This is a genomic window from Streptomyces sp. NPDC021096 (assembly GCF_040641275.1).
Classification (GTDB): Bacteria; Actinomycetota; Actinomycetes; order Streptomycetales; family Streptomycetaceae; genus Streptomyces.
Genome location: NZ_JBFADG010000032.1, coordinates 1 through 20,362 on the forward strand (window position 1 = coordinate 1; position 20,362 = coordinate 20,362).

The 20,362-nt window shown below is 71.1% G+C and carries 16 protein-coding genes; 3 read left to right on the plus strand and 13 right to left on the minus strand.

What is annotated here, in order from left to right:
- Nucleotides 1–290: 290 nt before the first annotated feature.
- The 3 genes from AB0G59_RS26435 to thyX form a co-directional block, all read right to left on the minus strand.
- Nucleotides 291–1,976, minus strand: a complete 1,686-nt coding sequence (locus AB0G59_RS26435) for a ribonuclease J (protein WP_071965962.1) — start codon at nt 1,974–1,976, stop codon at nt 291–293.
- 115 nt (nt 1,977–2,091) lie between these two features.
- Entirely contained in the window at nt 2,092–2,991 is a 900-nt protein-coding gene (dapA, locus tag AB0G59_RS26440; RefSeq protein WP_360916412.1) for a 4-hydroxy-tetrahydrodipicolinate synthase, read from the minus strand.
- A gap of 212 nt (nt 2,992–3,203) precedes the next feature.
- Nucleotides 3,204–3,953 (minus strand): FAD-dependent thymidylate synthase, encoded by a 750-nt coding sequence (gene thyX, locus AB0G59_RS26445; RefSeq protein WP_360916415.1) that lies wholly within the window; start codon nt 3,951–3,953, stop codon nt 3,204–3,206.
- A gap of 217 nt (nt 3,954–4,170) precedes the next feature.
- On the opposite strand from thyX, the gene AB0G59_RS26450 reads away from it, so the two are divergent.
- Both AB0G59_RS26450 and AB0G59_RS26455 read left to right on the plus strand, forming a co-directional pair.
- Nucleotides 4,171–4,413, plus strand: coding sequence for a hypothetical protein (locus tag AB0G59_RS26450; protein ID WP_360916418.1), 243 nt, complete (start codon nt 4,171–4,173; stop codon nt 4,411–4,413).
- A 76-nt stretch (nt 4,414–4,489) separates the two neighbouring features.
- Nucleotides 4,490–5,128 carry a hypothetical protein gene (locus AB0G59_RS26455; RefSeq protein WP_360916421.1) on the plus strand — a complete coding sequence of 213 codons (639 nt, stop codon included), beginning with the start codon at nt 4,490–4,492 and terminating at the stop codon, nt 5,126–5,128.
- A 16-nt stretch (nt 5,129–5,144) separates the two neighbouring features.
- Here the strand turns inward: AB0G59_RS26455 and AB0G59_RS26460 are convergent, their stop codons facing one another.
- From AB0G59_RS26460 to eccD, 6 genes are all read right to left on the minus strand, one after another.
- Nucleotides 5,145–5,606: a hypothetical protein gene (locus tag AB0G59_RS26460; RefSeq protein ID WP_360916423.1), complete on the minus strand. Its 462-nt coding sequence runs from the start codon at nt 5,604–5,606 to the stop codon at nt 5,145–5,147.
- A gap of 5 nt (nt 5,607–5,611) precedes the next feature.
- A complete protein-coding gene (gene dapB, locus AB0G59_RS26465; protein ID WP_360916426.1) occupies nt 5,612–6,364 on the minus strand; it encodes a 4-hydroxy-tetrahydrodipicolinate reductase in 753 nt (250 codons plus the stop codon).
- Between the two features lie 35 nt (nt 6,365–6,399).
- Complete coding sequence (locus AB0G59_RS26470) at nt 6,400–7,779, minus strand: pitrilysin family protein (RefSeq protein ID WP_360916429.1); 1,380 nt, start codon at nt 7,777–7,779, stop codon at nt 6,400–6,402.
- Complete coding sequence (locus AB0G59_RS26475) at nt 7,776–9,998, minus strand: polyribonucleotide nucleotidyltransferase (RefSeq protein ID WP_071963941.1); 2,223 nt, start codon at nt 9,996–9,998, stop codon at nt 7,776–7,778. Before AB0G59_RS26475 ends, AB0G59_RS26470 begins: the two co-directional genes overlap by 4 nt.
- 311 nt (nt 9,999–10,309) lie before the next feature.
- A complete protein-coding gene (rpsO, locus tag AB0G59_RS26480; protein ID WP_045934183.1) occupies nt 10,310–10,597 on the minus strand; it encodes a 30S ribosomal protein S15 in 288 nt (95 codons plus the stop codon).
- A 204-nt stretch (nt 10,598–10,801) separates the two neighbouring features.
- Nucleotides 10,802–12,235 (minus strand): type VII secretion integral membrane protein EccD, encoded by a 1,434-nt coding sequence (gene eccD / locus AB0G59_RS26485; protein WP_360916432.1) that lies wholly within the window; start codon nt 12,233–12,235, stop codon nt 10,802–10,804.
- A 195-nt stretch (nt 12,236–12,430) separates the two neighbouring features.
- Here eccD and eccCa point away from each other — a divergent pair, with 195 nt between their 5' ends.
- Nucleotides 12,431–16,378 (plus strand): type VII secretion protein EccCa, encoded by a 3,948-nt coding sequence (gene eccCa, locus AB0G59_RS26490; RefSeq protein WP_360916435.1) that lies wholly within the window; start codon nt 12,431–12,433, stop codon nt 16,376–16,378.
- Nucleotides 16,379–16,460: 82 nt separating this feature from the next.
- Here the strand turns inward: eccCa and AB0G59_RS26495 are convergent, their stop codons facing one another.
- The 4 genes from AB0G59_RS26495 to AB0G59_RS26510 all read right to left on the minus strand — a co-directional run bounded on the left by AB0G59_RS26495 (nt 16,461) and on the right by AB0G59_RS26510 (nt 20,197).
- Entirely contained in the window at nt 16,461–16,760 is a 300-nt protein-coding gene (locus AB0G59_RS26495; protein WP_360916438.1) for a WXG100 family type VII secretion target, read from the minus strand.
- A gap of 78 nt (nt 16,761–16,838) precedes the next feature.
- Nucleotides 16,839–17,174, minus strand: a complete 336-nt coding sequence (locus AB0G59_RS26500; RefSeq protein ID WP_360916441.1) for a WXG100 family type VII secretion target — start codon at nt 17,172–17,174, stop codon at nt 16,839–16,841.
- A gap of 144 nt (nt 17,175–17,318) precedes the next feature.
- Nucleotides 17,319–18,710: a PQQ-binding-like beta-propeller repeat protein gene (locus tag AB0G59_RS26505; RefSeq protein ID WP_360916444.1), complete on the minus strand. Its 1,392-nt coding sequence runs from the start codon at nt 18,708–18,710 to the stop codon at nt 17,319–17,321.
- A 50-nt stretch (nt 18,711–18,760) separates the two neighbouring features.
- On the minus strand, nt 18,761–20,197 hold the full coding sequence (locus AB0G59_RS26510; protein WP_360916447.1) for a PQQ-binding-like beta-propeller repeat protein: 1,437 nt from the start codon (nt 20,195–20,197) through the stop codon (nt 18,761–18,763).
- Nucleotides 20,198–20,362 lie beyond the last annotated feature (165 nt).

Sequence of the window (20,362 nt, forward strand, 5' to 3'; positions counted from 1 at the left end):
CACCCTCTCGGGCTTTCCTCCGGGCGCTTCCCTTCGGTATTTCGTGTTTCCAACCTTACCAGATCCGTTTTCCGTTCCGTTTCCGGTTCGGATTTCCGTTTCCGGCTCCCTGTTGGAGCGGGGTTCCGACTTTATCAGACTTATCTGATTCGGATTTCCCTCCGCCTTGCGAGGCCCCGTACACACGAGGTGTTCGGCGTTCCCGCTGCGGTGGAGTCGTAAACGTACTGGACGGCCGCGCCCGGATGCAAATCGGCGCAGGCACGGCCGTCCAAACGGCTGATGTGGCGTCAGACCTCGACGACCACAGGGAGGATCATCGGGCGCCGGCGGTAGCTGTCGGACACCCACTTGCCCACCGAGCGGCGCACGAGCTGCTGCAGCTGGTGGGGCTCGGCGACGCCGTCGGCGGCGGCCTTGGCGATGGCCTCTTCGATCTTCGGGACGACGGCCGAGAAGGCCGCGTCGTCGATGCCCGAGCCACGCGCGTGGACCTGCGGGCCGCTGACGACCTTGCCCGTGGTGCTGTCGACGACCACGTGGACGAAGATGATGCCCTCGTCCCCGAGGATGCGACGGTCCTTGAGGTGGACCTCGGTGACGTCGCCGACCGAGAGGCCGTCGACGTACACGTAGCCGGCCTGGACCTTGCCCACGATGCGGGCCTTGCCGTCCACCAGGTCCACCACGACGCCGTCCTCGGCGATGACGATGTGGTCCTTGGGGATGCCCGTGAGCGCGCCCAGCTCGGCGTTGGCGCGCAGGTGGCGCCATTCGCCGTGCACCGGCATCAGGTTCTTCGGCTTGCAGATGTTGTAGAAGTACAGCAGCTCGCCGGCCGAGGCGTGGCCCGAGACGTGAACGCGCGCGTTGCCCTTGTGGACGACGTTGGCGCCCCAGCGGGTCAGGCCGTTGATCACGCGGTAGACGGCGTTCTCATTGCCCGGGATGAGCGACGACGCCAGGATCACCGTGTCGCCCTGGACGATGCGGATCTGGTGGTCGCGGTTGGCCATCCGGGAGAGCGCCGCCATCGGCTCGCCCTGGGAGCCGGTGCAGACCAGCACGACCTCGTCGTCCGGCAGGTCGTCGAGCGTCTTGACGTCGACGACGAGGCCGGCCGGGATGCGCAGGTAGCCCAGGTCGCGGGCGATGCCCATGTTGCGGACCATCGAGCGGCCCACGAAGGCGACGCGGCGGCCGTACTCGTGCGCGGCGTCCAGGATCTGCTGGATGCGGTGCACGTGGCTGGCGAAGCTGGCCACGATGATGCGCTTCTGGGCGCCCGCGAAGACCTGGCGCAGCACGCCGGAGATGTCGCGCTCCGGCGGGACGAAGCCGGGGACCTCGGCGTTCGTGGAGTCCACGAGCAGCAGGTCGATGCCCTCCTCGCCGAGCTTGGCGAAGGCGGGGAGGTCGGTGAGGCGACGGTCCAGCGGGAGCTGGTCCATCTTGAAGTCACCGGTGTGGACGACCATGCCGGCCGGGGTGCGGATGGCGACGGCCAGCGCGTCCGGGATGGAGTGGTTGACCGCCACGAACTCGCACTCGAAGGGGCCGATCCGCTCGCGGTGCCCCTCCACGACCTCGAGGGTGTACGGGCGGATGCGGTGTTCCTGGAGCTTGGCCTCGATGAGCGCGAGGGTCAGCTTGGAGCCGATCAGCGGGATGTCCGGCTTCTCGCGGAGCAGGTAGGGGACGCCGCCGATGTGGTCCTCGTGGCCGTGCGTGAGCACGATGCCCTCGATGTCGTCGAGGCGGTCCCGGATGGACGAGAAGTCCGGAAGGATCAGGTCGATTCCGGGCTGCTCCTCCTCGGGGAAGAGCACTCCGCAGTCGACGATCAGGAGACGGCCGTCGTATTCGAAGACCGTCATGTTGCGGCCGATCTCGCCGAGACCGCCGAGGGGGGTGACCCGCAGGCCGCCCTTCGGGAGCTTCGGCGGCGGACCGAGTTCAGGGTGCGGGTGGCTCAAAAGACTCTCCTCACCACGCACGCCACATGTCCCCCTGGACACATGGCGCGCATGACATTCGTGCACGTGCGGTTTTCTTCTGCATTCCGTCGGTATTCAGTTGTGAAGTCTGGTGTTACAGCTGTACCCCGCCCGCGGCGAGATCGCGCTTCAGCTGCTCGGTCTGCTCTTCGGTGAGCTCGATGAGCGGGAGTCGCAGCGGTCCGGCGGGCAGGCCCTGGAGGGCGAGGGCGGCCTTGGTGGTCATGACGCCCTGGGTACGGAACATGCCGGTGTAGACCGGGAGCAGGCGGCGGTGGATCTCGGCGGCCTTGACGACGTCGCCGGACCGGTGGGCCTCCAGCAGGGCGCGCAGCTCGGGGGCGACGACGTGGCCGACGACCGAGACGAAGCCCGCGGCGCCGATGGACAGCAGCGGCAGGTTCAGCATGTCGTCGCCGGAGTACCAGGCGAGGCCCGAGCGGGCCATGGCCCAGCTCGCGGCGTCGAGGTCGCCCTTGGCGTCCTTGTTGGCGACGATGCGGGGGTGGTCGGCGAGCCGGACCATGGTCTCGGTCTCGATCTGCACACCGCTGCGACCGGGGATGTCGTAGATCATCACCGGGAGGTCGGTGGCGTCCGCGACGGCGGTGAAGTGCCGGCGGAGGCCCTCCTGCGGGGGCTTGTTGTAGTACGGGGTGACGACCAGGAGGCCGTGCGCGCCCGCCTGCTGGGCGGCGCGGGCCAGCTCGACGCTGTGGTGGGTGTCGTTGGTGCCGGCTCCGGCCACGACATGGGCGCGGTCGCCGACCGCCTCGACGACGGCCCGTACGAGCTGGGCTTTCTCCGCATCGCTGGTGGTGGGCGACTCGCCGGTGGTGCCGTTCACGACGAGGCCGTCGTTGCCTGCGTCCACCAGGTGGGTGGCGAGGCGCTGTGCGCCGTCGAGGTCGAGGGCGCCCTCGGCTGTGAAGGGCGTGACCATGGCGGTCAGGACCCGCCCGAAGGGCGTCTGCGGTGTGGAGGTCGGAGCCATGGGGCCCACGCTACTCGTTGCTCACCGTGAGGTGCTCCCTCGGGGAGTGCGAAAAGGGATCCCGGCACTGCCTGCTCGGGGGTTCAAGCAGTGCCGGGTCCGTCTTTTCAGCCTAGATGAAGGTGATGAAACGCCGCAATACGGACACCTGACCCGATGCTCCGGGTAGCAGCGCGTCACCATCACTTCAGTCACCGTACGGACGCGGTGGGTTACGGGGCGACGCGGCCGTTCTTGTTGAAGGCGGCGTAGGTGAGCGGCATGAGCTTGGCCCACTCCGCTTCCATCTTCTCGCCGACCATCTCGATCTCGCGCTGCGGGAAGGAGGGGACGGCCGCCAGCTCGTGCTGCGTCCGCAGGCCGAGGAAGTGCATCAGCGAGCGGGCGTTGCACGTGGCGTACATCGAGGAGAACAGGCCCACCGGCAGGACCGAGCGGGCGACCTCGCGGGCGACGCCCCCGGCCAGCATGTCCTGGTACGCGGCGTACGCCTGGCGGTAGCTGTCCTCCATGGCGCGGCTGGTCAGCTCGTACTGCTCCTGGCTGCCCTCGACGAAGACGTACTTGCCGGGGCGGCCCTCCTGGACCAGCTTGCGGGAGGCGCCCGGGACGTAGAAGACCGGCTCGAGCTCGCGGTAGCGGCCGGACTCCTCGTTGTAGGACCAGCCCACGCGGTGGCGCATGAACTCGCGGAAGACGAAGATCGGGGCGCTGATGAAGAAGGTCATCGAGTTGTGCTCGAAGGGGCTGCCGTGGCGGTCGCGCATCAGGTAATTGATGAGCCCCTTGGACCGCTCGGGGTCCTTGGTGATCTCTTCGAGGGACTGCTCGCCGGCCGTGGAGACGCGGGCGGCCCACAGCACGTCGGAGTCGGCCGCGCTGTGCTTGACGAGCTCGACGGTCACATCGCTGCGGAACGTCGGCGCGTCGGTCTTCGCGTCCTCGGTGGGGGTGTCGGTCACCGGCGGGGTCCTTCCATCTGCATTGCTAGGCCGCCGCCAAGCCTAAGGGCCGCCACTGACACCCGGCCGACACCGGGCCCGTCGGTCCCTTCCCACAGCGGGGCCCGGGACGCCAGTTGATATTTTTCACAGAAGTTAGGGAAAACGGGCACCTATGGGCGACTTCGCGCGTCCTTATGTGTGACACCGCACTTCGAGGTTCCTAGGAGAGCCCTTCATGTTCCGCCGGCGAGAGCCCGTACCGTTCGCCTTCGTCGCCGAGGCCGAGCGCTACCGCAGCAACGTCGCGCCGCCGCCCCGCAATCGCGCCAGCCGTTCGGAGATAGCCGGGCGGACCCTGGTGGGCCTGACCGTCGCGGCGGGCCTCGTCGGGGCGCTGCTGTTCGGTATGCCGTCCCTGGAGACCGGTCCGCAGAAGACCCAGAACGCCCAGCAGTCCGAAGCGGGCACGGGCCGCTGACGGACGCCCGCTGATCAGCGGGTACCCTCACCCCGCACGCCATTCGAGCGTGCGTGCGTATGAGTGAGGAACCGTCGTGCCCCTGCCCTTCCTGACAGCCGACCGCGACGGCGACGACCTCGCGACTGCGGCTCCGACCCCCAGTACACCCACGACCACGGGCGCGACCGGCACCGCTGCGGCCGCGCCCGCAACCGCCGCGTCCCCCTCCTCCGAGGACCCCGAGGACCCGTACGACACCCGCCACCGCTGGCGGCGTCCGTACTCCCCCGGCCCTCTGCGGGTGGGTGGCGCGGCGGTGGTGCTTCTGCTGGCCGGTTATGTGCTGCTCTCCGCGTTGATCATCGCCCTGGCCGGGTCCTGGATCGGCGCGGGCGTGTGCGGCGCCGTCGGCGCCCTGCTGATCACGCTCGCGGTGCGGCTGGTCCGTACCGGCATCTGGGTGGGTCCCCAGGGGCTGCGGCAGCTGCGACTGCTGTCGGGCACCACGCTGGCGTGGTCCGAGGTCGCGGGCGTGCGCATGGTGCAGCAGCCCGTCCGGCTGTTGGGGCTGCCGCGCACGGTCCAGGGCCAGGTCCTGCTCGTCGAGCGTGCCCAGGGCGAGCCGCTGCCCGCCCTGGTCAGCGACCACGGCGCCGACTTCCTCGGCCGCCCGCTGGCCTTCGCCGCGGCTACCTACGCCGTCGAGGACTGGGTGGCGGAGTTCAAGGGCTGAGCCCCGCCGGCGCCGGCTAGGCCAGGTCGGCCCGTACCGGCTTCCCGTCGTGCAAGGCGATCGCCCGCTGCATCGCCTTGCGCGCCCGCGGGGTGTCCCGGGCGTCGTGGTACGCGACGGCCAGCCGGAACCACGAGCGCCAGTCCCCCGGGGCCCGCTCCGTCTCGGCACGGCGCTTGTCGAAGACGGCGTCCGCCGAGTCCCGGTCGATCCGGCCGCTGGGGGTCCGGACGAGCTCGTCCACCGGAAGCCCGCCCTCGGCCTCCAGCTCCCGCGCCAGCCGGTCGGCGTCCCGCGCGAACTTGGTGGTCTGGTACAGGAACCAGGCGCCGATGAAGGGCAGCACCAGCACGGCGACGCCGAACGCCACCGTGACGACCGTGCCCTGCTGGATGAGCATCACCCCCCGGCTGCCGACCAGGACGAAGTAGACGGCCAGGACGGCGGCCAGGGCGAAGTAGACGACTTTCGCGCGCACGATGATCAGCCCAGATCCAGGAAGTGTTCCAGGCCGAAGGTGAGGCCCGGGGTGGTCACCACGCGGCGCGCGCCGAGCAGGATGCCCGGCATGAAGCAGCTGTGGTGCAGCGAGTCGTGCCGGATGGTGAGCGTCTCGCCCGTGTCGCCGAAGAGCACCTCCTGGTGGGCCAGCAGGCCGCGCAGGCGTACGGCGTGCACGGGCACCCCGTCGACGTCCGCGCCGCGCGCGCCCTCCAGGGCGGTGGTCGTGGCGTCCGGCTGCGGTGCGCAGCCCGCCTCGCGCCGCGCGGCCGCGATGAGCTGTGCGGTGCGGGTGGCGGTGCCGGAGGGGGCGTCGGCCTTGTTCGGGTGGTGCAGCTCGACGACCTCGACGGACTCGAAGAAGCGGGCCGCCTGCTGGGCGAAGGCCATGGTCAGGACCGCGCCGATGGAGAAGTTCGGGGCGATGAGCACGCCGGTGGAGGGCGAGGCCTCCAGCCAGGAGTTCAGCTTCGCCAGGCGGTCCTCGGTCCAGCCGGTCGTACCGACGACACCGTGGATGCCGTTGCGGACGCAGAACTCGAGGTTGTCCATCACCGAGTCCGGGTGCGTCAGCTCGACCGCGACCTGGGCTCCCGCCTCGGTCAGGGCGTCCAGCTTGTCGCCCCGGCCCAGCGCGGCCACCAGCTCCATGTCGGCGGCGGCCTCCACGGCCCGTACGGCCTCGGAACCGATCCGGCCCTTGGCGCCGATCACCGCGACGCGCAGCTTGCTCATCGTCCCTGCTTCCTTCGAACCATCGACTGTGCGGGTTAAGAAACGGCCTCGTGCAGGCGCGCGGCCTGCTTGTCCTTCAGCGGGCCGATGACGGACAGCGAAGGACGCTGTCCCAGTACATCGCGGGCCACCTCGCGGATCTCCTCCGGGGTGACGGCCGCGATGCGCGTCAGCATGTCGGTGACCGACATCTGGTCGCCCCAGCACAGCTCGCTCTTGCCGATGCGGTTCATCAGCGCGCCCGTGTCCTCCAGGCCCAGGACCGTGGAGCCGGAGAGCTGGCCGATGGCACGGCCGATCTCCTCGTCCGACAGCCCCTCGGAGGCGACCCGGTCCAGCTCGTCGCGGCAGATCTTGAGCACGTCGTGGACCTGGTTCGGACGGCAGCCGGCGTAGACGCCGAAGAGGCCGCAGTCGGCGAAGCCCGAGGTGTAGGAGTACACCGAGTAGGCCAGGCCGCGCTTCTCCCGGACCTCCTGGAAGAGCCGGGAGCTCATGCCGCCGCCGAGGGCGGTGTTGAGGACCCCGAGCGCCCAGCGGCGCTCATCCGTGCGGGCCAGGCCCGGCATGCCGAGGACGACGTGCGCCTGCTCGGTCTTGCGGCCCAGCACCTCCACGCGGCCGGCGGTACGGATCGTCTTCGCGCCGGAGCGCGGGACGACGGGGGTCGCGTCCGGGCGGCCCAGGGCGCCGGCCTTCTCGAACGCGGCCCGGACCTGGCGGACGACCTTGGCGTGGTCGACGTTGCCCGCGGCGGCGACGACCAGGTGGGTGGGGTCGTAGTGCTTCTTGTAGAAGCGGGCGATCTGGTCGCGGGTGAGCGCGTTGATCGTGTCGACCGTGCCGAGCACCGGGCGGCCGAGCGGGGTGTCGCCCAGCATGGTGTGCGCGAACAGGTCGTGCACGCAGTCGCCGGGGTCGTCCTCGGTCATGGCGATCTCTTCGAGGATCACCCCGCGCTCGGCGTCGACGTCCGAGGCCTCGATCAGCGAGCCGGTCAGCATGTCGCAGACGACGTCGATGGCGAGCGGCAGATCGGTGTCGAGCACACGTGCGTAGTAGCAGGTGTACTCCTTCGCCGTGAACGCGTTCATCTCGCCGCCGACCGCGTCGATGGCGGCGGAGATGTCCAGCGCGCTGCGCTTGGCCGTGCCCTTGAAGAGCAGGTGCTCCAGGTAGTGCGTGGCGCCGTTGAGGGTCGGCGTCTCGTCGCGGGAGCCGACGTTCGCCCAGATGCCGAACGTCGCGGAGCGCACGGACGGCAGCGTCTCGGTGACGATGCGCAGACCACCGGGGAGGGTGGTCCGGCGGACCGTGCCGATGCCGTTCTCGCCCTTGAGAAGCGTTTGGGTACGGGCGACGGCCCGCCCCTCCGTGGTGGTGCGGGCCGTCTTCCGTGTACTACGGGACGTCACTTGTCGGACTCGTCCTTGGTCTCGTCGGCGTTGCCGTCCTCGCCCTCGATCACGGGGATGAGGGAGAGCTTGCCGCGCTGGTCGATCTCGGCGATCTCGACCTGGACCTTGGCGCCCACGCCGAGCACGTCCTCGACGTTCTCCACGCGCTTGCCACCGGCGAGCTTGCGGATCTGCGAGATGTGCAGCAGGCCGTCCTTGCCCGGGAGCAGGGAGACGAACGCACCGAAGGTGGTGGTCTTGACGACCGTACCCAGGTAGCGCTCGCCGACCTCCGGCATGGTCGGGTTGGCGATGCCGTTGATCGTGGCGCGGGCGGCCTCGGCGGCCGGGCCGTCGGCGGCACCGATGTAGATGGTGCCGTCGTCCTCGATCGTGATCTCGGCGCCGGTGTCCTCCTGGATCTGGTTGATCATCTTGCCCTTGGGGCCGATGACCTCACCGATCTTGTCCACGGGGATCTTGACGGTGATGATCCGCGGGGCGTTGGGGGACATCTCGTCCGGGGTGTCGATCGCTTCCATCATCACGTCGAGGATGTGGAGGCGGGCGTCACGGGCCTGCTTGAGGGCCGCGGCCAGGACGGAGGCCGGGATGCCGTCCAGCTTGGTGTCGAGCTGGAGGGCGGTGACGAACTCCTTGGTACCGGCGACCTTGAAGTCCATGTCGCCGAACGCGTCCTCCGCACCGAGGATGTCGGTGAGGGCGACGTAGTGCGTCTTGCCGTCGATCTCCTGGGAGATCAGGCCCATGGCGATACCGGCGACGGGGGCCTTCAGGGGCACACCGGCGTTCAGCAGCGACATGGTGGAGGCGCAGACCGAGCCCATGGAGGTGGAGCCGTTGGAGCCGAGGGCCTCGGACACCTGACGGATCGCGTAGGGGAACTCCTCGCGCGTCGGCAGCACGGGCACGATGGCCCGCTCGGCCAGGGCGCCGTGGCCGATCTCGCGACGCTTCGGCGAACCGACGCGGCCGGTCTCACCGACGGAGTACGGCGGGAAGTTGTAGTTGTGCATGTAGCGCTTGCGCGTCACCGGCGACAGCGTGTCGAGCTGCTGCTCCATGCGGAGCATGTTCAGCGTGGTGACACCCAGGATCTGGGTCTCGCCGCGCTCGAACAGCGCCGAGCCGTGCACGCGCGGGATGGCCTCGACCTCAGCGGCGAGGGTACGGATGTCCGTCACCCCACGGCCGTCGATGCGCTTGCGCTCCTTGATGACGCGCTCACGGACCAGGGACTTGGTCAGCGAGCGGTACGCCGCGGAGATCTCCTTCTCGCGACCCTCGAACTGCGGCAGCAGCTTCTCGGCGGCGAGCTCCTTGACGCGGTCGATCTCGGTCTCGCGCTCCTGCTTGCCGGCGATGGTGAGCGCCTGCGAGAGCTCGGTGCGGACCGCGGCGGTCAGGGCCTCCAGGACGTCGTCCTGGTAGTCCAGGAAGACCGGGAACTCGCCCTCGGGCTTGGCGGCCTTGGCGGCGAGCTCGGACTGGGCGCGGCACAGCACCTTGATGAAGGGCTTCGCGGCCTCGAGACCGGCGGCGACGACCTCCTCGGTGGGGGCGTCGGCGCCGTCCTTGACCAGCTGGATGGTCTTCTCGGTGGCCTCGGCCTCGACCATCATGATCGCGACGTCGCCGTCCTCGAGGACGCGACCGGCCACGACCATGTCGAAGACGGCGTCCTCGAGCTCGGTGTGGGTCGGGAACGCGACCCACTGGCCCTTGATCAGGGCGACGCGGGTGGCGCCGATCGGGCCGGAGAAGGGCAGGCCCGCGAGCTGCGTGGAGCAGGAGGCGGCGTTGATGGCGACCACGTCGTAGAGGTGGTCGGGGTTGAGCGCCATGATCGTCTCGACGATCTGGATCTCGTTGCGCAGGCCCTTCTTGAAGGAGGGGCGCAGCGGCCGGTCGATCAGACGGCAGGTGAGGACCGCGTCCTCGGAGGGGCGGCCCTCACGGCGGAAGAAGGAGCCGGGGATCTTGCCGGCCGCGTACATCCGCTCCTCGACGTCCACCGTCAGGGGGAAGAAGTCGAGCTGGTCCTTGGGCTTCTTGGAAGCGGTGGTGGCCGACAGCACCATGGTGTCGTCGTCCAGGTACGCCACGGCGGAGCCGGCGGCCTGCTTGGCCAGGCGGCCCGTCTCGAAGCGGATGGTGCGGGTGCCGAAGGCGCCGTTGTCGATGACGGCCTCGGCGTAGTGGGTCTCGTTCTCCACCAGGGATATCTCCTCTTGTGCGTCCCCGCCCGTGTGGCGGGGACGGTGGTGGAGGGCGCCGCGGTGCGCTGTGCGGGAGCCGGTCTTCGATCGAAGCACCCGGAATTCCCTGTTCCGGGGGCCACTACCGAGGACCGGCGGAGCGCCGGCGTCCCTCCTCGTCAGGTGTTTCGTTCTGTATGCCGTTGTGGGACCAGACTACAAAGCTTCTGCTCGTCTCTGCTTCCCGTGAGCTGCGCGAAGGGGCGCGCGGCCGCGGCATGCACGAAGGGAGCGGCCCCCGGGCTGGGAACCGCTCCCTTCATGACGTCTTACTTGGCGCCGGCGGCACCGCGGCGGATGCCGAGGCGCTCGACCAGGGCGCGGAAGCGCGTGATGTCCTTCTTGGCCAGGTACTGCAGCAGGCGGCGACGCTGGCCGACCAGGAGCAGCAAACCACGACGGGAGTGGTGGTCGTGCTTGTGCTGCTTGAGGTGCTCGGTCAGGTCCGAGATGCGGCGGGTCAGCATGGCCACCTGGACCTCGGGGGAACCGGTGTCGCCCTCCTTGGTGGCGAACTCGGCCATGATCTGCTTCTTCGTAGCGGCGTCGAGCGACACGCGGTACTCCTCAAATTCTCTGTTTCGGCCACCGAGTGCCCCTGGTCTATGTCTCAGGGGAGCTTCCGTTACTCGGGAGGCGGGGTCCGCTGGGCGCTGTCCCCAGAACCCTGATCGGCTGACCGGGGCGGTCCGGAGGCGCGTACACAAACGGCCACCACACACAGTACCAGCCCCGTGGCCGGGCCCCGCCGGGGGTCGCGGTCAGCCGCCGGCGAGGCCGCGGGCGGTGGAGTACAGGTCGAGGACCGCGAGGCACAGGGGCACGAGGGCGAGGAGGAGGGCACTCTCCGTCACCTCGGACGCTCTCGCCCAGAAGGGTGACAGCCCCTTGCGGGGGATGATCAGCGCGACGCAGGTGAGCAGGGCCGCGACGGCGGCGACGGCGGCGGTGAGCCAGACCGTGCGGACGTCGGAGACGGCTGCCGAGGGGTGGACGGCCATGCCCAGGACGAGCAGGGCGAGGGTGGCCACGCCCGCGCCGAGGACGGCGGCGACCTGCGTGGTGTAGCGGAAGAGGCGGGCGCGCAGCGGCATGCTCAGGCCGGCGGCCAGGGCGAGGGCCTGGGCCCAGGGGTCGGCGGAGAAGGCGAGCACGGCGGCGGAGCCGGTCACGACGGCGGCGCAGCCGCCGACGAGGCCGAGCAGCAGCTCGTGGCCGCGGCGGGCCTGGGCGGCGATGCGCTCGGCGTCCACGGGCTCGGTGCCGGCACCCCGGGGCGCGTCGAGGTCTTCGTCGCCGGCAGCCGCGCGGGGTGCGGCGTAGCCGACGGGGAGGCGGGCGACGCGGGCGGAGAGGGCGGGCAGGAAGGCGATGGCGCCGATCGCGACGACGGCGCAGACGGCGGCGGCGTCGGCCGGCTCGGCCCCGCCGAGGATGGCGCCGAAGGTGGCCAGGACGCCGGTGGCGGACGCGACGACGGTGGCGACGAAGGGGGCGTCGCCGCCGGGCATCAGGGCGACCAGGACGACGGCGGCGATCAGTACGGTCGCGCAGCCCAGCAGCAGCTGCAGCCGGCCGGCGCCCTCGCCCGCGCCGGGGCCGAGCACGCCGGACCCGGCGATCAGCAGGTGCGGCACGGCGGCCAGGCCCAGGGCGACGGCCGAGGCGCGGTCGTCGTAGACGCGGGCCCGTACGCCCGCGAAGGCGGTGAGGAAGACGGCGACGACGGCGGCGACGATGCCGGGCACGCCGTGCATGTCGTGGCGGACCGGGTCGGCGAACCAGAGCACGAGGCCCATGAGGACGAGCAGCAGGGCGCCGGCGAAGAGGCCGGTGCCGCGCAGGAGCCGGGCGTCCCACAGGGCGCGCTCGCCGGTGACGGCGGAGGCGACGGCGTCGGAGACGTCGTCGTGGACGGCGGGCGGCAGGGATTCGGAGAAGGGCCGCAGGCAGAGGATCTCGCCGTCGAGGACGCGCTGGGCGGCGAGGGTGCGGGCGCCGTCGAGGACGGTGCCGTCGCGGCGGACGAGGTGGTAGCCGGTGGGGCTGCCGGGGGCCTGGGTCCGGCCGGTCAGCCGCAGGATCTCCGGGTTGACGTCGGCGACGGGCAGGTCCTCGGGGAGGGCGACGTCGATGCGACTGTCGGGCGCGACGACGGTCACCCTGCAAAAGCCGGTCGTGGCGGGCGTACTCACCCGGATTGCCCCCTGATGTGGTTCTTCGGCGTTGTTCTCGTGCTCGACGGCCCGTGCCGCACGGCGCGCGGCTGGTCACCCTACCGGGGGCGAACGCCCGTACGCCGATAGGATCACCGTCTCGCGAGGGGAGGCCGGGGCCACAGGGGTGCCGGAAGGGAACTGGCCCTTCGCTCAGAGGGGTTGAACCGTTCCGTGAGCCAGGTCGTCGTCAAGCGCCCGCCGCGGGTCCTCCCACCCGAGGTGCCGAGCGCGGAACTACGGCTGGAGGCGCCCCCCGAGCTGCCGCGCGGCCGTCAGGACGGCATCCTGATGCAGCTGTTGCCGACCGTGGGCATGGCCTCGTCGATGGTCTACTTCTTCATGCCGGGCGCGCAGCCCATGATGAAGATCATGGGCGTCCTGATGATGGTCTCGACGCTCGGCATGACGATCGCCATGATCGTCCGGCACCGCCAGGGCTCGCAGGGCCAGATGGCCGACGCGCGCCGGGACTACCTCAGGTACCTCGCGCAGACCCGGCGGACGGTGCGGCGCACCGCGCGGGCGCAGCGGGACGCGCAGTTCTATCTGCACCCCGCGCCCGACCAGCTGTGGTCGGTGGTCGCCGAGGGCGCCAGGGTCTGGGAGCGGCGCTCGGGCGACGACGACTTCGGGCAGGCGCGCATAGGGCTCGGCGCCCAGCGGCTCGCGACGCCCCTGGTGGCCCCGGAGACGGCGCCCATAGACGATCTGGAGCCGCTGACGGCGGGCGCGATGCAGCGCTTCCTGGCCATACACGGTTCGCTGGACGGCCTGCCGATGGCGGTGTCGCTGCGCGCCTTCTACCACGTCACCCTCTCGGGTGAGCCGGAGACGGTGCACGGCACGGCGCGGGCGCTGGTGGCCCAGCTGGCCACGCTGCACTCGCCGGAGGACCTCGTCATCGCGGTGGTCGCGGGGCGCGGGGCGGCCGCCCACTGGGAGTGGACGAAGTGGCTGCCGCACGTGCAGCTGGCGGGCACGGTCGACGGGGCCGGGACGCGGCGGCTGATCGGCGACGACCTGGAGGAGCTGGAGGAGCTGCTGGCGCCGCGCCTGGAGGGCCGGCCGCGGTTCAGCCGCGAGGGCCGGCCGCTGCACGAGCAGCCTCATGTGGTGGTCGTGCTGGAGGGCGCGGCGGTGCCGCAGGACTCGGTGTTCGCCGCGCCGGAGGGCCTGCAGGGCGTCACCGTCGTGGAGGTCGTGCCGGGCGAGCTGGACGAGCTGCGCGGCGGGCTGGCGGTGACGGTGCGGCCGGGCAGGCTGCGGCTGCACTCGCAGGTGGCGGCGTACGACGGCGTGCCGGACACGCTCTCGCCCGAGGCGGCGGAGGCGCTGGCGCGCCAGCTGGCGCCGCTGCGCATGGGCGGGGGCGACGACGACGAGCCGCTGCTGGCCAACTGGGACTTCACGGAGCTGCTCGGGCTCGGCGACGCCGCCGCGGTGGACGTCGCCCGTACGTGGCGGCCGCGGACGCCGGCCGAGCGGCTGCGCGTGCCGATCGGGGTCGGTGAGGACGGCTCGCCGGTGATGCTCGACCTCAAGGAGGCCGCGCAGGACGGCATGGGCCCGCACGGCCTGTGCGTCGGCGCGACCGGCTCGGGCAAGTCCGAGTTGCTGCGGACGCTGGTGCTGGGGCTGGCGGTCACGCACTCCTCGGAGACGCTGAACTTCGTGCTCGCCGATTTCAAGGGCGGCGCGACCTTCGCCGGCATGTCCTCCCTGCCGCACGTCGCGGCGGTCATCACCAACCTCGCGGACGACCTGACGCTGGTCGACCGCATGCGCGACTCGATCACGGGCGAGCTGCAGCGCCGCCAGGAGCTGCTGCGGTCGGCGGGCAACTACGCCAACATGCACGACTACGAGAAGGCGCGGGCCGCGGGCGCCGCGCTGGAGCCGCTGGCTTCACTCGTCCTGGTGATCGACGAATTCAGCGAGCTGTTGACGGCCAAGCCCGACTTCATCGACATGTTCATCCAGATCGGCCGCATCGGCCGCTCGCTGGGCGTGCATCTGCTGCTGGCCTCGCAGCGCCTGGAGGAGGGCCGGCTGCGCGGCCTGGAGACCTATCTGTCGTACCGCATCGGTCTGCGCACCTTCTCGGCGGCCGAGTCGCGGACGGCGCTGGGCGTGCCGGACGCGTACCACCTGCCGACGGTGCCGGGCTCGGGGTACCTGAAGTTCGGTACGGACGAGATGACGCGGTTCAAGGCCGCGTACGTCTCCGGTGCGCACCGCGCGGGCGCGGCCGCGGGCACCGGGGACGGAAGGCTGCCGGCCGAGCGCCGTCCGGTGCTCTTCACGGCGGCGCCCGTGCCCGTCACCCATGCCGCGCCGGATCCGGTGCCGGCTCCGGACCGCGGCGAGGACGACACGTTCGCCGACACAGTCCTGGACGTGGTCGTGCGCCGGCTGGAGGGCCAGGGCCCGCCCGCCCACCAGGTGTGGCTGCCGCCGCTGGACCGGGCGCCGTCGCTGGACCAGCTCCTGCCGCAGCTCTCGCAGGTGGGCGGGCGCGGCCTGACGGCCCCCGAGTACCCGCGCCCCGGCCAGCTGGTGGTGCCGATCGGTCTGATCGACAAGCCCTTCGAGCAGCGGCGCGACGTGCTGTACCGCGACTTCTCGGGCGCGGCCGGCCACATGCTCGTCGTGGGCGGCCCGCAGTCCGGCAAGTCGACGCTGCTGCGGACGCTGATGGCGGCGTTCGCCCTCACCCACACCCCCGCCGAGGTGCAGTTCTACGGGCTCGACTTCGGTGGCGGCGGCATGAGCGCCGTCAGCGGGCTGCCGCACGTGGGCGGCGTCGCCTCCCGGCTCGACCCGGAGCGGGTGCGCCGTACGGTCGCCGAGGTGGCCGGCATCCTGGCCCGGCGCGAGGAGTACTTCCGGGCGAACGGCATCGACTCGATCACCACCTACCGCCGGCAGCGGGCGGCCGGCCGTCTGCCGGACCAGGACTGGGGCGACGTCTTCCTCGTCGTCGACGGCTGGGGCAATTTCCGGCAGGAGTACGAGCTGCTGGAGGGCGTCGTCACCGATATCGCGGCGCGCGGCCTCGGGTACGGCGTCCACGTGGTGGTGACCGCCTCCCGCAACATGGAGGTGCGGGCGACGCTGAAGGACCTGCTCCTCAACCGCCTGGAGCTGCGGCTGGGCGACACGATGGACTCCGAGTTCGACCGCAAGGTCGCGGCGAACGTCCCGGCGGGCGTCCCCGGGCGCGGCCAGCTCCCGGAGAAGCTGCACTTCATGGGCGGCCAGCCGCGGATCGACGCCGGCAGCGACCCGGAGACGATGACGGACGCGACCGCCGCGCTGGTCACCGCGGTCCAGGAGGCGTGGTCCGGTCCGCAGGCGCCGCGGGTGCGGCTGCTGCCGCGCAGGCTGCGCGCCGACGAGCTGCCCAAGGGCGGTGAACACCCGGAGCTGGGCGTGGCCATCGGCATCGACGAGACCGGCCTCGAGCCCGTCTTCGTCGACTTCGAGACCGACCCGTTCTTCCTGGTGTTCGGTGAGAGCGAGTCCGGCAAGACGGCGCTGCTGCGCCTGCTGGCCAAGCAGATCAGCGAGCGCTACGGCCCGGACGAGGCGAAGATCGTGGTCGGTGACTACCGCCGGACGCTGCTGGACGTCGTCCCGCAGACGCACCTGCTGGAGTACGCCCCCATCGCCTCCTCCCTGACGGTGCACGCCGAGGCCCTCAACGGCCTGATGGAGCGGCGCGCCCCGCAGCCGGGCATCACGCCGCAGCAGCTGCGCGACCGGAGCTGGTGGTCGGGCCCGCAGCTCTTCGTCATCGTCGACGACTACGAGCTGGTCGCCGCGAGCGGCGGCAATCCGCTGGCGGTGCTCACGGACAATCTGCCCTTCGCCCGCGACGTCGGCATCCGCTTCATCATCGCGCGGAGCTCGGCGGGTGCGTCGCGCTCGATGTTCGAGCCCTTCATGCAGCGCGTGAAGGAGCTCGGCGCGCAGGGCGTCGTGCTGTCGGGCGACCCGGGCGAGGGCGACGTCCTGGGCGGCGTCCGGCCCCGCCCGATGCCGCAGGGCCGCGGCTATTTCGTCTCGCGCAAGCGCGGGACGCCGCTGGTGCAGCTGGGGTGGCTGCCGGCGGAGTAGGGCGCCGAAGGACGGACATGCGCATGGGGCGGGCGACCGGTTTCTTCCGGTCGCCCGCCCCATGCGTGTGCGGTCGGTGGCCTCAGTGGCCGAAGAGCCCCGCCGACTTGCGGTCGGTGGCCTGGTAGTTGTCGCCGCCCGAGACGATGCGGCGGGAGACGTCTTCCAGGATCTGCTTGATGTGATCGGCGCGCTGCTGGAGCTGATTCTGCGCCTGCACCATCGCGGTGTTCGCCTCGCCCTGCCAGCCTTCGGCGACCTTGCCGACGGCCGACTTCATCGCCTCGATCTCGCGCTGGATCACCGCCGCCGCACCCTTGATGTCGCTCGCGGTCGCCTGCAGCGAGCTGTAGTGGACGACGAGTTCGCCGTGTCCTGCCATGGTTCCCACTCCCCGTGGTGCTGACGTCAATGGTCGCCGGGCGGTCCGCCCGGCGGTGCGGGCGCTCGGCCCGTCGGCTCAGAGGCCGCTGATGGCGCTGGCCGACCCGGACGCCGCGTGGGCCCGCTTCATGCTGGCGGCGATGTCCGCGTCGTTGGCCTTGCTGTTCTTGTGCGTCTCGGCCACCGCGCGGCTGAACTCGTCGATCAGCTTCCGCACGGCGTCGTGGTCCATGTTCAGCTCCCGCTGCGCCTGCTTGAAGGCGAGGGCGGCCTCGCCCTCCCACCGGCCCGAGACGTTGTCGATGGCGTTCACCAAGGTGCGCAGGTTGGCCGAGAAAGCCGCGCTGGATTCCTCGATGGCATTCTTGAATGCCCGGAAATGAGCGTCATCGACTTTCTGAGTGTCAGCCATGCTCTACCTTCCCCCATGAGTTGGTGCAAATCGAACGGCCGCTCACACGGAGCGGCGCACGTGTCACTGTAGTCACTCGCCGCCCCTGCCCCAACCGCACATCAAGCCCCGCGACTTGACGGGCCGACCGAATTCCGTCGTCGGCTAGTCGGCGACGACGGCGACCACGACGTCGCTGTCCTGGGATTCCAGCGCGCCCTCGTTGACGAGCAGCAGCACCCCCGCCTTGAGATGCGCGACCGCGCTCCTGGCGCGCTCCAGGCGCCACTCGGTCGTGCGCAGGTCCGGGGAGAGCCGGGTGGTGCGGCCCGCCCGGCCCGTGCCGGTGGAGACACGGGTCAGCTCGCCGACCCGCTCCGGGGTCCCGGCGACGTAGACGGCGAGCTGTCCGTCCTGCACCGCGACGGGGAACGCCATCCGGTTGGTGTCGGCCTTGTACGTCCACTTCTCCCGGCCGTTCGCCAGGCCGTAGGCGGTCGTCGAGCCCTTCCGGGCGACGTAGACCGTGTCCCCGTCGACCAGGTATGCCGGGCACTTGCTCACTCCCGACGCGCAGACGTGGCCCTCGCGGTCGGCCGGGAGCTCGAAGCGGGAACGCTCCTTGCCGTCGTCGGCGAGGGCTACCAGTTGCGCGGGCCGGCCCTGGCCGGTGCCGGTCAGCAGCACGACGGGGCGTGTGGAGAGGACGGCCAGGACCTCCTCCCCCTCGCGTCCCTCCCACGTCCACCGCGGACGGTCGGGGGCGCCCGGGTCCTGCGCCCGCACCGTGGTGCGCTCTCCGCAGCGGCGCAGGGCCAGCAGCTGCGCTCCCCCGGCCGCGCCGACCCAGCGGCACTCCTTCTCGGGCGTCTCCCCCACCGCCTTCCCGTCGTCGAGGCGGACGGTCTTCGCGCCCGTGGCCCAGGTGATCAAGCCGTGGCCCGCGCCGACCGCCACCTCCAGCTGTGCCGGCCATTTCTCGGGCCGGAAATTGTCCGCATCCGGATCGTCGGCCTTGTAAAGGGCGATGGGCTGCGACCAGAGCAGACTGCCGTGGCGGATGTCGACGGCCGCCATCGTCTCGCACATGCCCGCGGTCTTCAGGGCGATGAGCACGCGGTCCGCGTCGGCTTCCCTCGAGGCGGCGCACAGGACGCCGTCGAGGATCAGGGACCACTGCTTCCTGCCGGTCTTCAGGTCATAGGCCGTCATCATGTCGGGCTCGGCCTTGACCACCGTGTTCCCGGTGAACCAGGCTCCCGGCGCGTCCTTGGCGGTCTTGGACGGCTCGGTGCGGGCGGTCTTCTTCCAGGCCGCCGCACCGGCCGCGACGGCCCGGGGACCGCCGGCCGCGGAGCGCTTGCCGTCGCCTTCCCCGCCGCCCCACACGGCGTACGCCCCGCCGCACGCGAGCAGGAGGACGAGCACCAGGGCGATGCCCCATGTCGTGCGGCGGCGGCCTCCCCAGCCGGGTCCGGGGGCGTCGTCCGGCAGGTGCGCGGACATGGGGGGCGGGGGCTGGAGCGGGGGCATCGGGTACTGCGGTGGCTGGGGCACAGGAGGGCTCCGGTGAGTTCTCGGCTGAGGCAAGGGCTGGACGTCGTGGCTCAGCCGAACGACATCATCAGGTTCTTGGGTCTGAGCTCCGCGGCGGCGACCACGAAGACCTTGTCGTCGTGGAAGTACACCTCGCCCAGGGCGGCGACTTCGGCTTCCTCCGCGGAGCTCTCCGACGGCATCCGCTTATGGACGGTCGGCGCACCGTCACGCGGGTCGAGGGTGACGAGCCGTCCGCCCTCCCCCGACTGGGCTCCCTGGTAGAACAGGGGCTTGTCGCCGACGAAGCCGACCGGCGTGCCGACCCGGTTGCCGCCGGCGTTGGTCTCCCAGCGCTTCTCCCCCTTGGCCAGGTCGATGGCGACGATGCGGTTCTCCTTGGTGCTCGCGGCGGTCTCCTTGTCCCCGCTCGCCAGATAGACCGTGTCCTTGCCGACGATGGCGTCGATCGCGCCTCCGTGGTCCGTAAGGGAGATGACGGCCCGCGTCCGGCCCTGAGGACTGATGCTGATCAGGTTCGTGGAGGTGTCCGAGGAGTCCGTTCTGCCGACCGTCACGACGACGGGGTCCACGGAGAGCACGCCCCGGATCGTGAGGCCTTCCGGCGCCTTCCACGTCCAGTCCTCCCTGCCGGTGCCGGGGTCGATCCGCTGGACGAACTCGCGGTCGCTGCCCAGGGAGCACCGGACCACGGAGAGCAGTGTCTTGCCGTCCGTAGAGGCCCGGTTCTCCATGCAGTTGTCGGCCGGGTTGAGCCTGGGGTGTTCCAGGACCTTTCCGTCGGCGGCCGCGAAGGTCGCCGACTCGCTGCTGCCCATGACCTTGACCCTGCCCCTGAACACCAGGACCTGCGGGTCGCCGTAGTCCGAGGTGCGCTCGTCATGGAGCGGTACGCGCCGGTCCCACTTCTGCCGCCCGCTCTTGACGTCCACGGCCATCAGGCCGGTGCAGGTGTTCCCGTCCTGCTTGTACATCACGGCGGCCGTGTCGTCGTCGAGCCTTCGCGAAGCCGAGCACAGCTCACCGGGGAGCGCGATCCGCCACTGCTCCTTGCCCTGACGGACGTCGAGTGCGGTGATCTGCCGGGACCAGGTACGGATGACGTTGCCGTGCGCGAACCAGGTGGCGGGGCGCTTGGGGCTGGGGAGTGCCTTGTCCTTGTCGGGGTTGGCGACGATCCAGTCGAGGCGGGTGTCGACACGCGGCGGCGCGGACGGCTCGGCCCGGTGCCGAGGGTCCTTCTGCGTCCTTCCCCACAGCAGCCATCCGCCTGTGCCCAGGCCCGCGACGAGAGCGAGCGCCAGGACGACGATCAGTGCCTTGCGCCGGCCGCGCGGTGCTCCGCCCCCTCCGCCGGGGTCCGCGCCGAACGGCTGGGGCGGCGGCCCGAAGCCCGGCGGTGCGGTGCCGCGACGAGCGATGTCGGTGTCCCAGATCTGGGGCGTACGGGCGGGGCCGCCCGGCGGGGGCGGCGGTGATGCGGTCATGGAGTGAACGGCTTTCTGTCCTACGGAAATAGAGTCGATCGGTGGGCAGGTGGCCGAACTCCCGCCGCCGTCCGGGTGCCGGTTGCTAGCGTCGACTTCGGTGCCTCGCACCCGTACCGTCGGATGATCGGAAGAGGAGCCCTGCCCAGTGGCCACTGAAGAAGA

What these genes read in the sequence shown, in the direction of transcription:
- dapA (WP_360916412.1), bottom strand. Translation starts at nt 2,991, where the DNA reads ATGGCTCCGACCTCCACACCGCAGACGCCCTTCGGGCGGGTCCTGACC.
- AB0G59_RS26450 (WP_360916418.1), top strand. Translation starts at nt 4,171, where the DNA reads ATGTTCCGCCGGCGAGAGCCCGTACCGTTCGCCTTCGTCGCCGAGGCC.
- dapB (WP_360916426.1), bottom strand. Translation starts at nt 6,364, where the DNA reads ATGAGCAAGCTGCGCGTCGCGGTGATCGGCGCCAAGGGCCGGATCGGT.
- AB0G59_RS26495 (WP_360916438.1), bottom strand. Translation starts at nt 16,760, where the DNA reads ATGGCAGGACACGGCGAACTCGTCGTCCACTACAGCTCGCTGCAGGCG.
- AB0G59_RS26500 (WP_360916441.1), bottom strand. Translation starts at nt 17,174, where the DNA reads ATGGCTGACACTCAGAAAGTCGATGACGCTCATTTCCGGGCATTCAAG.
- AB0G59_RS26510 (WP_360916447.1), bottom strand. Translation starts at nt 20,197, where the DNA reads ATGACCGCATCACCGCCGCCCCCGCCGGGCGGCCCCGCCCGTACGCCC.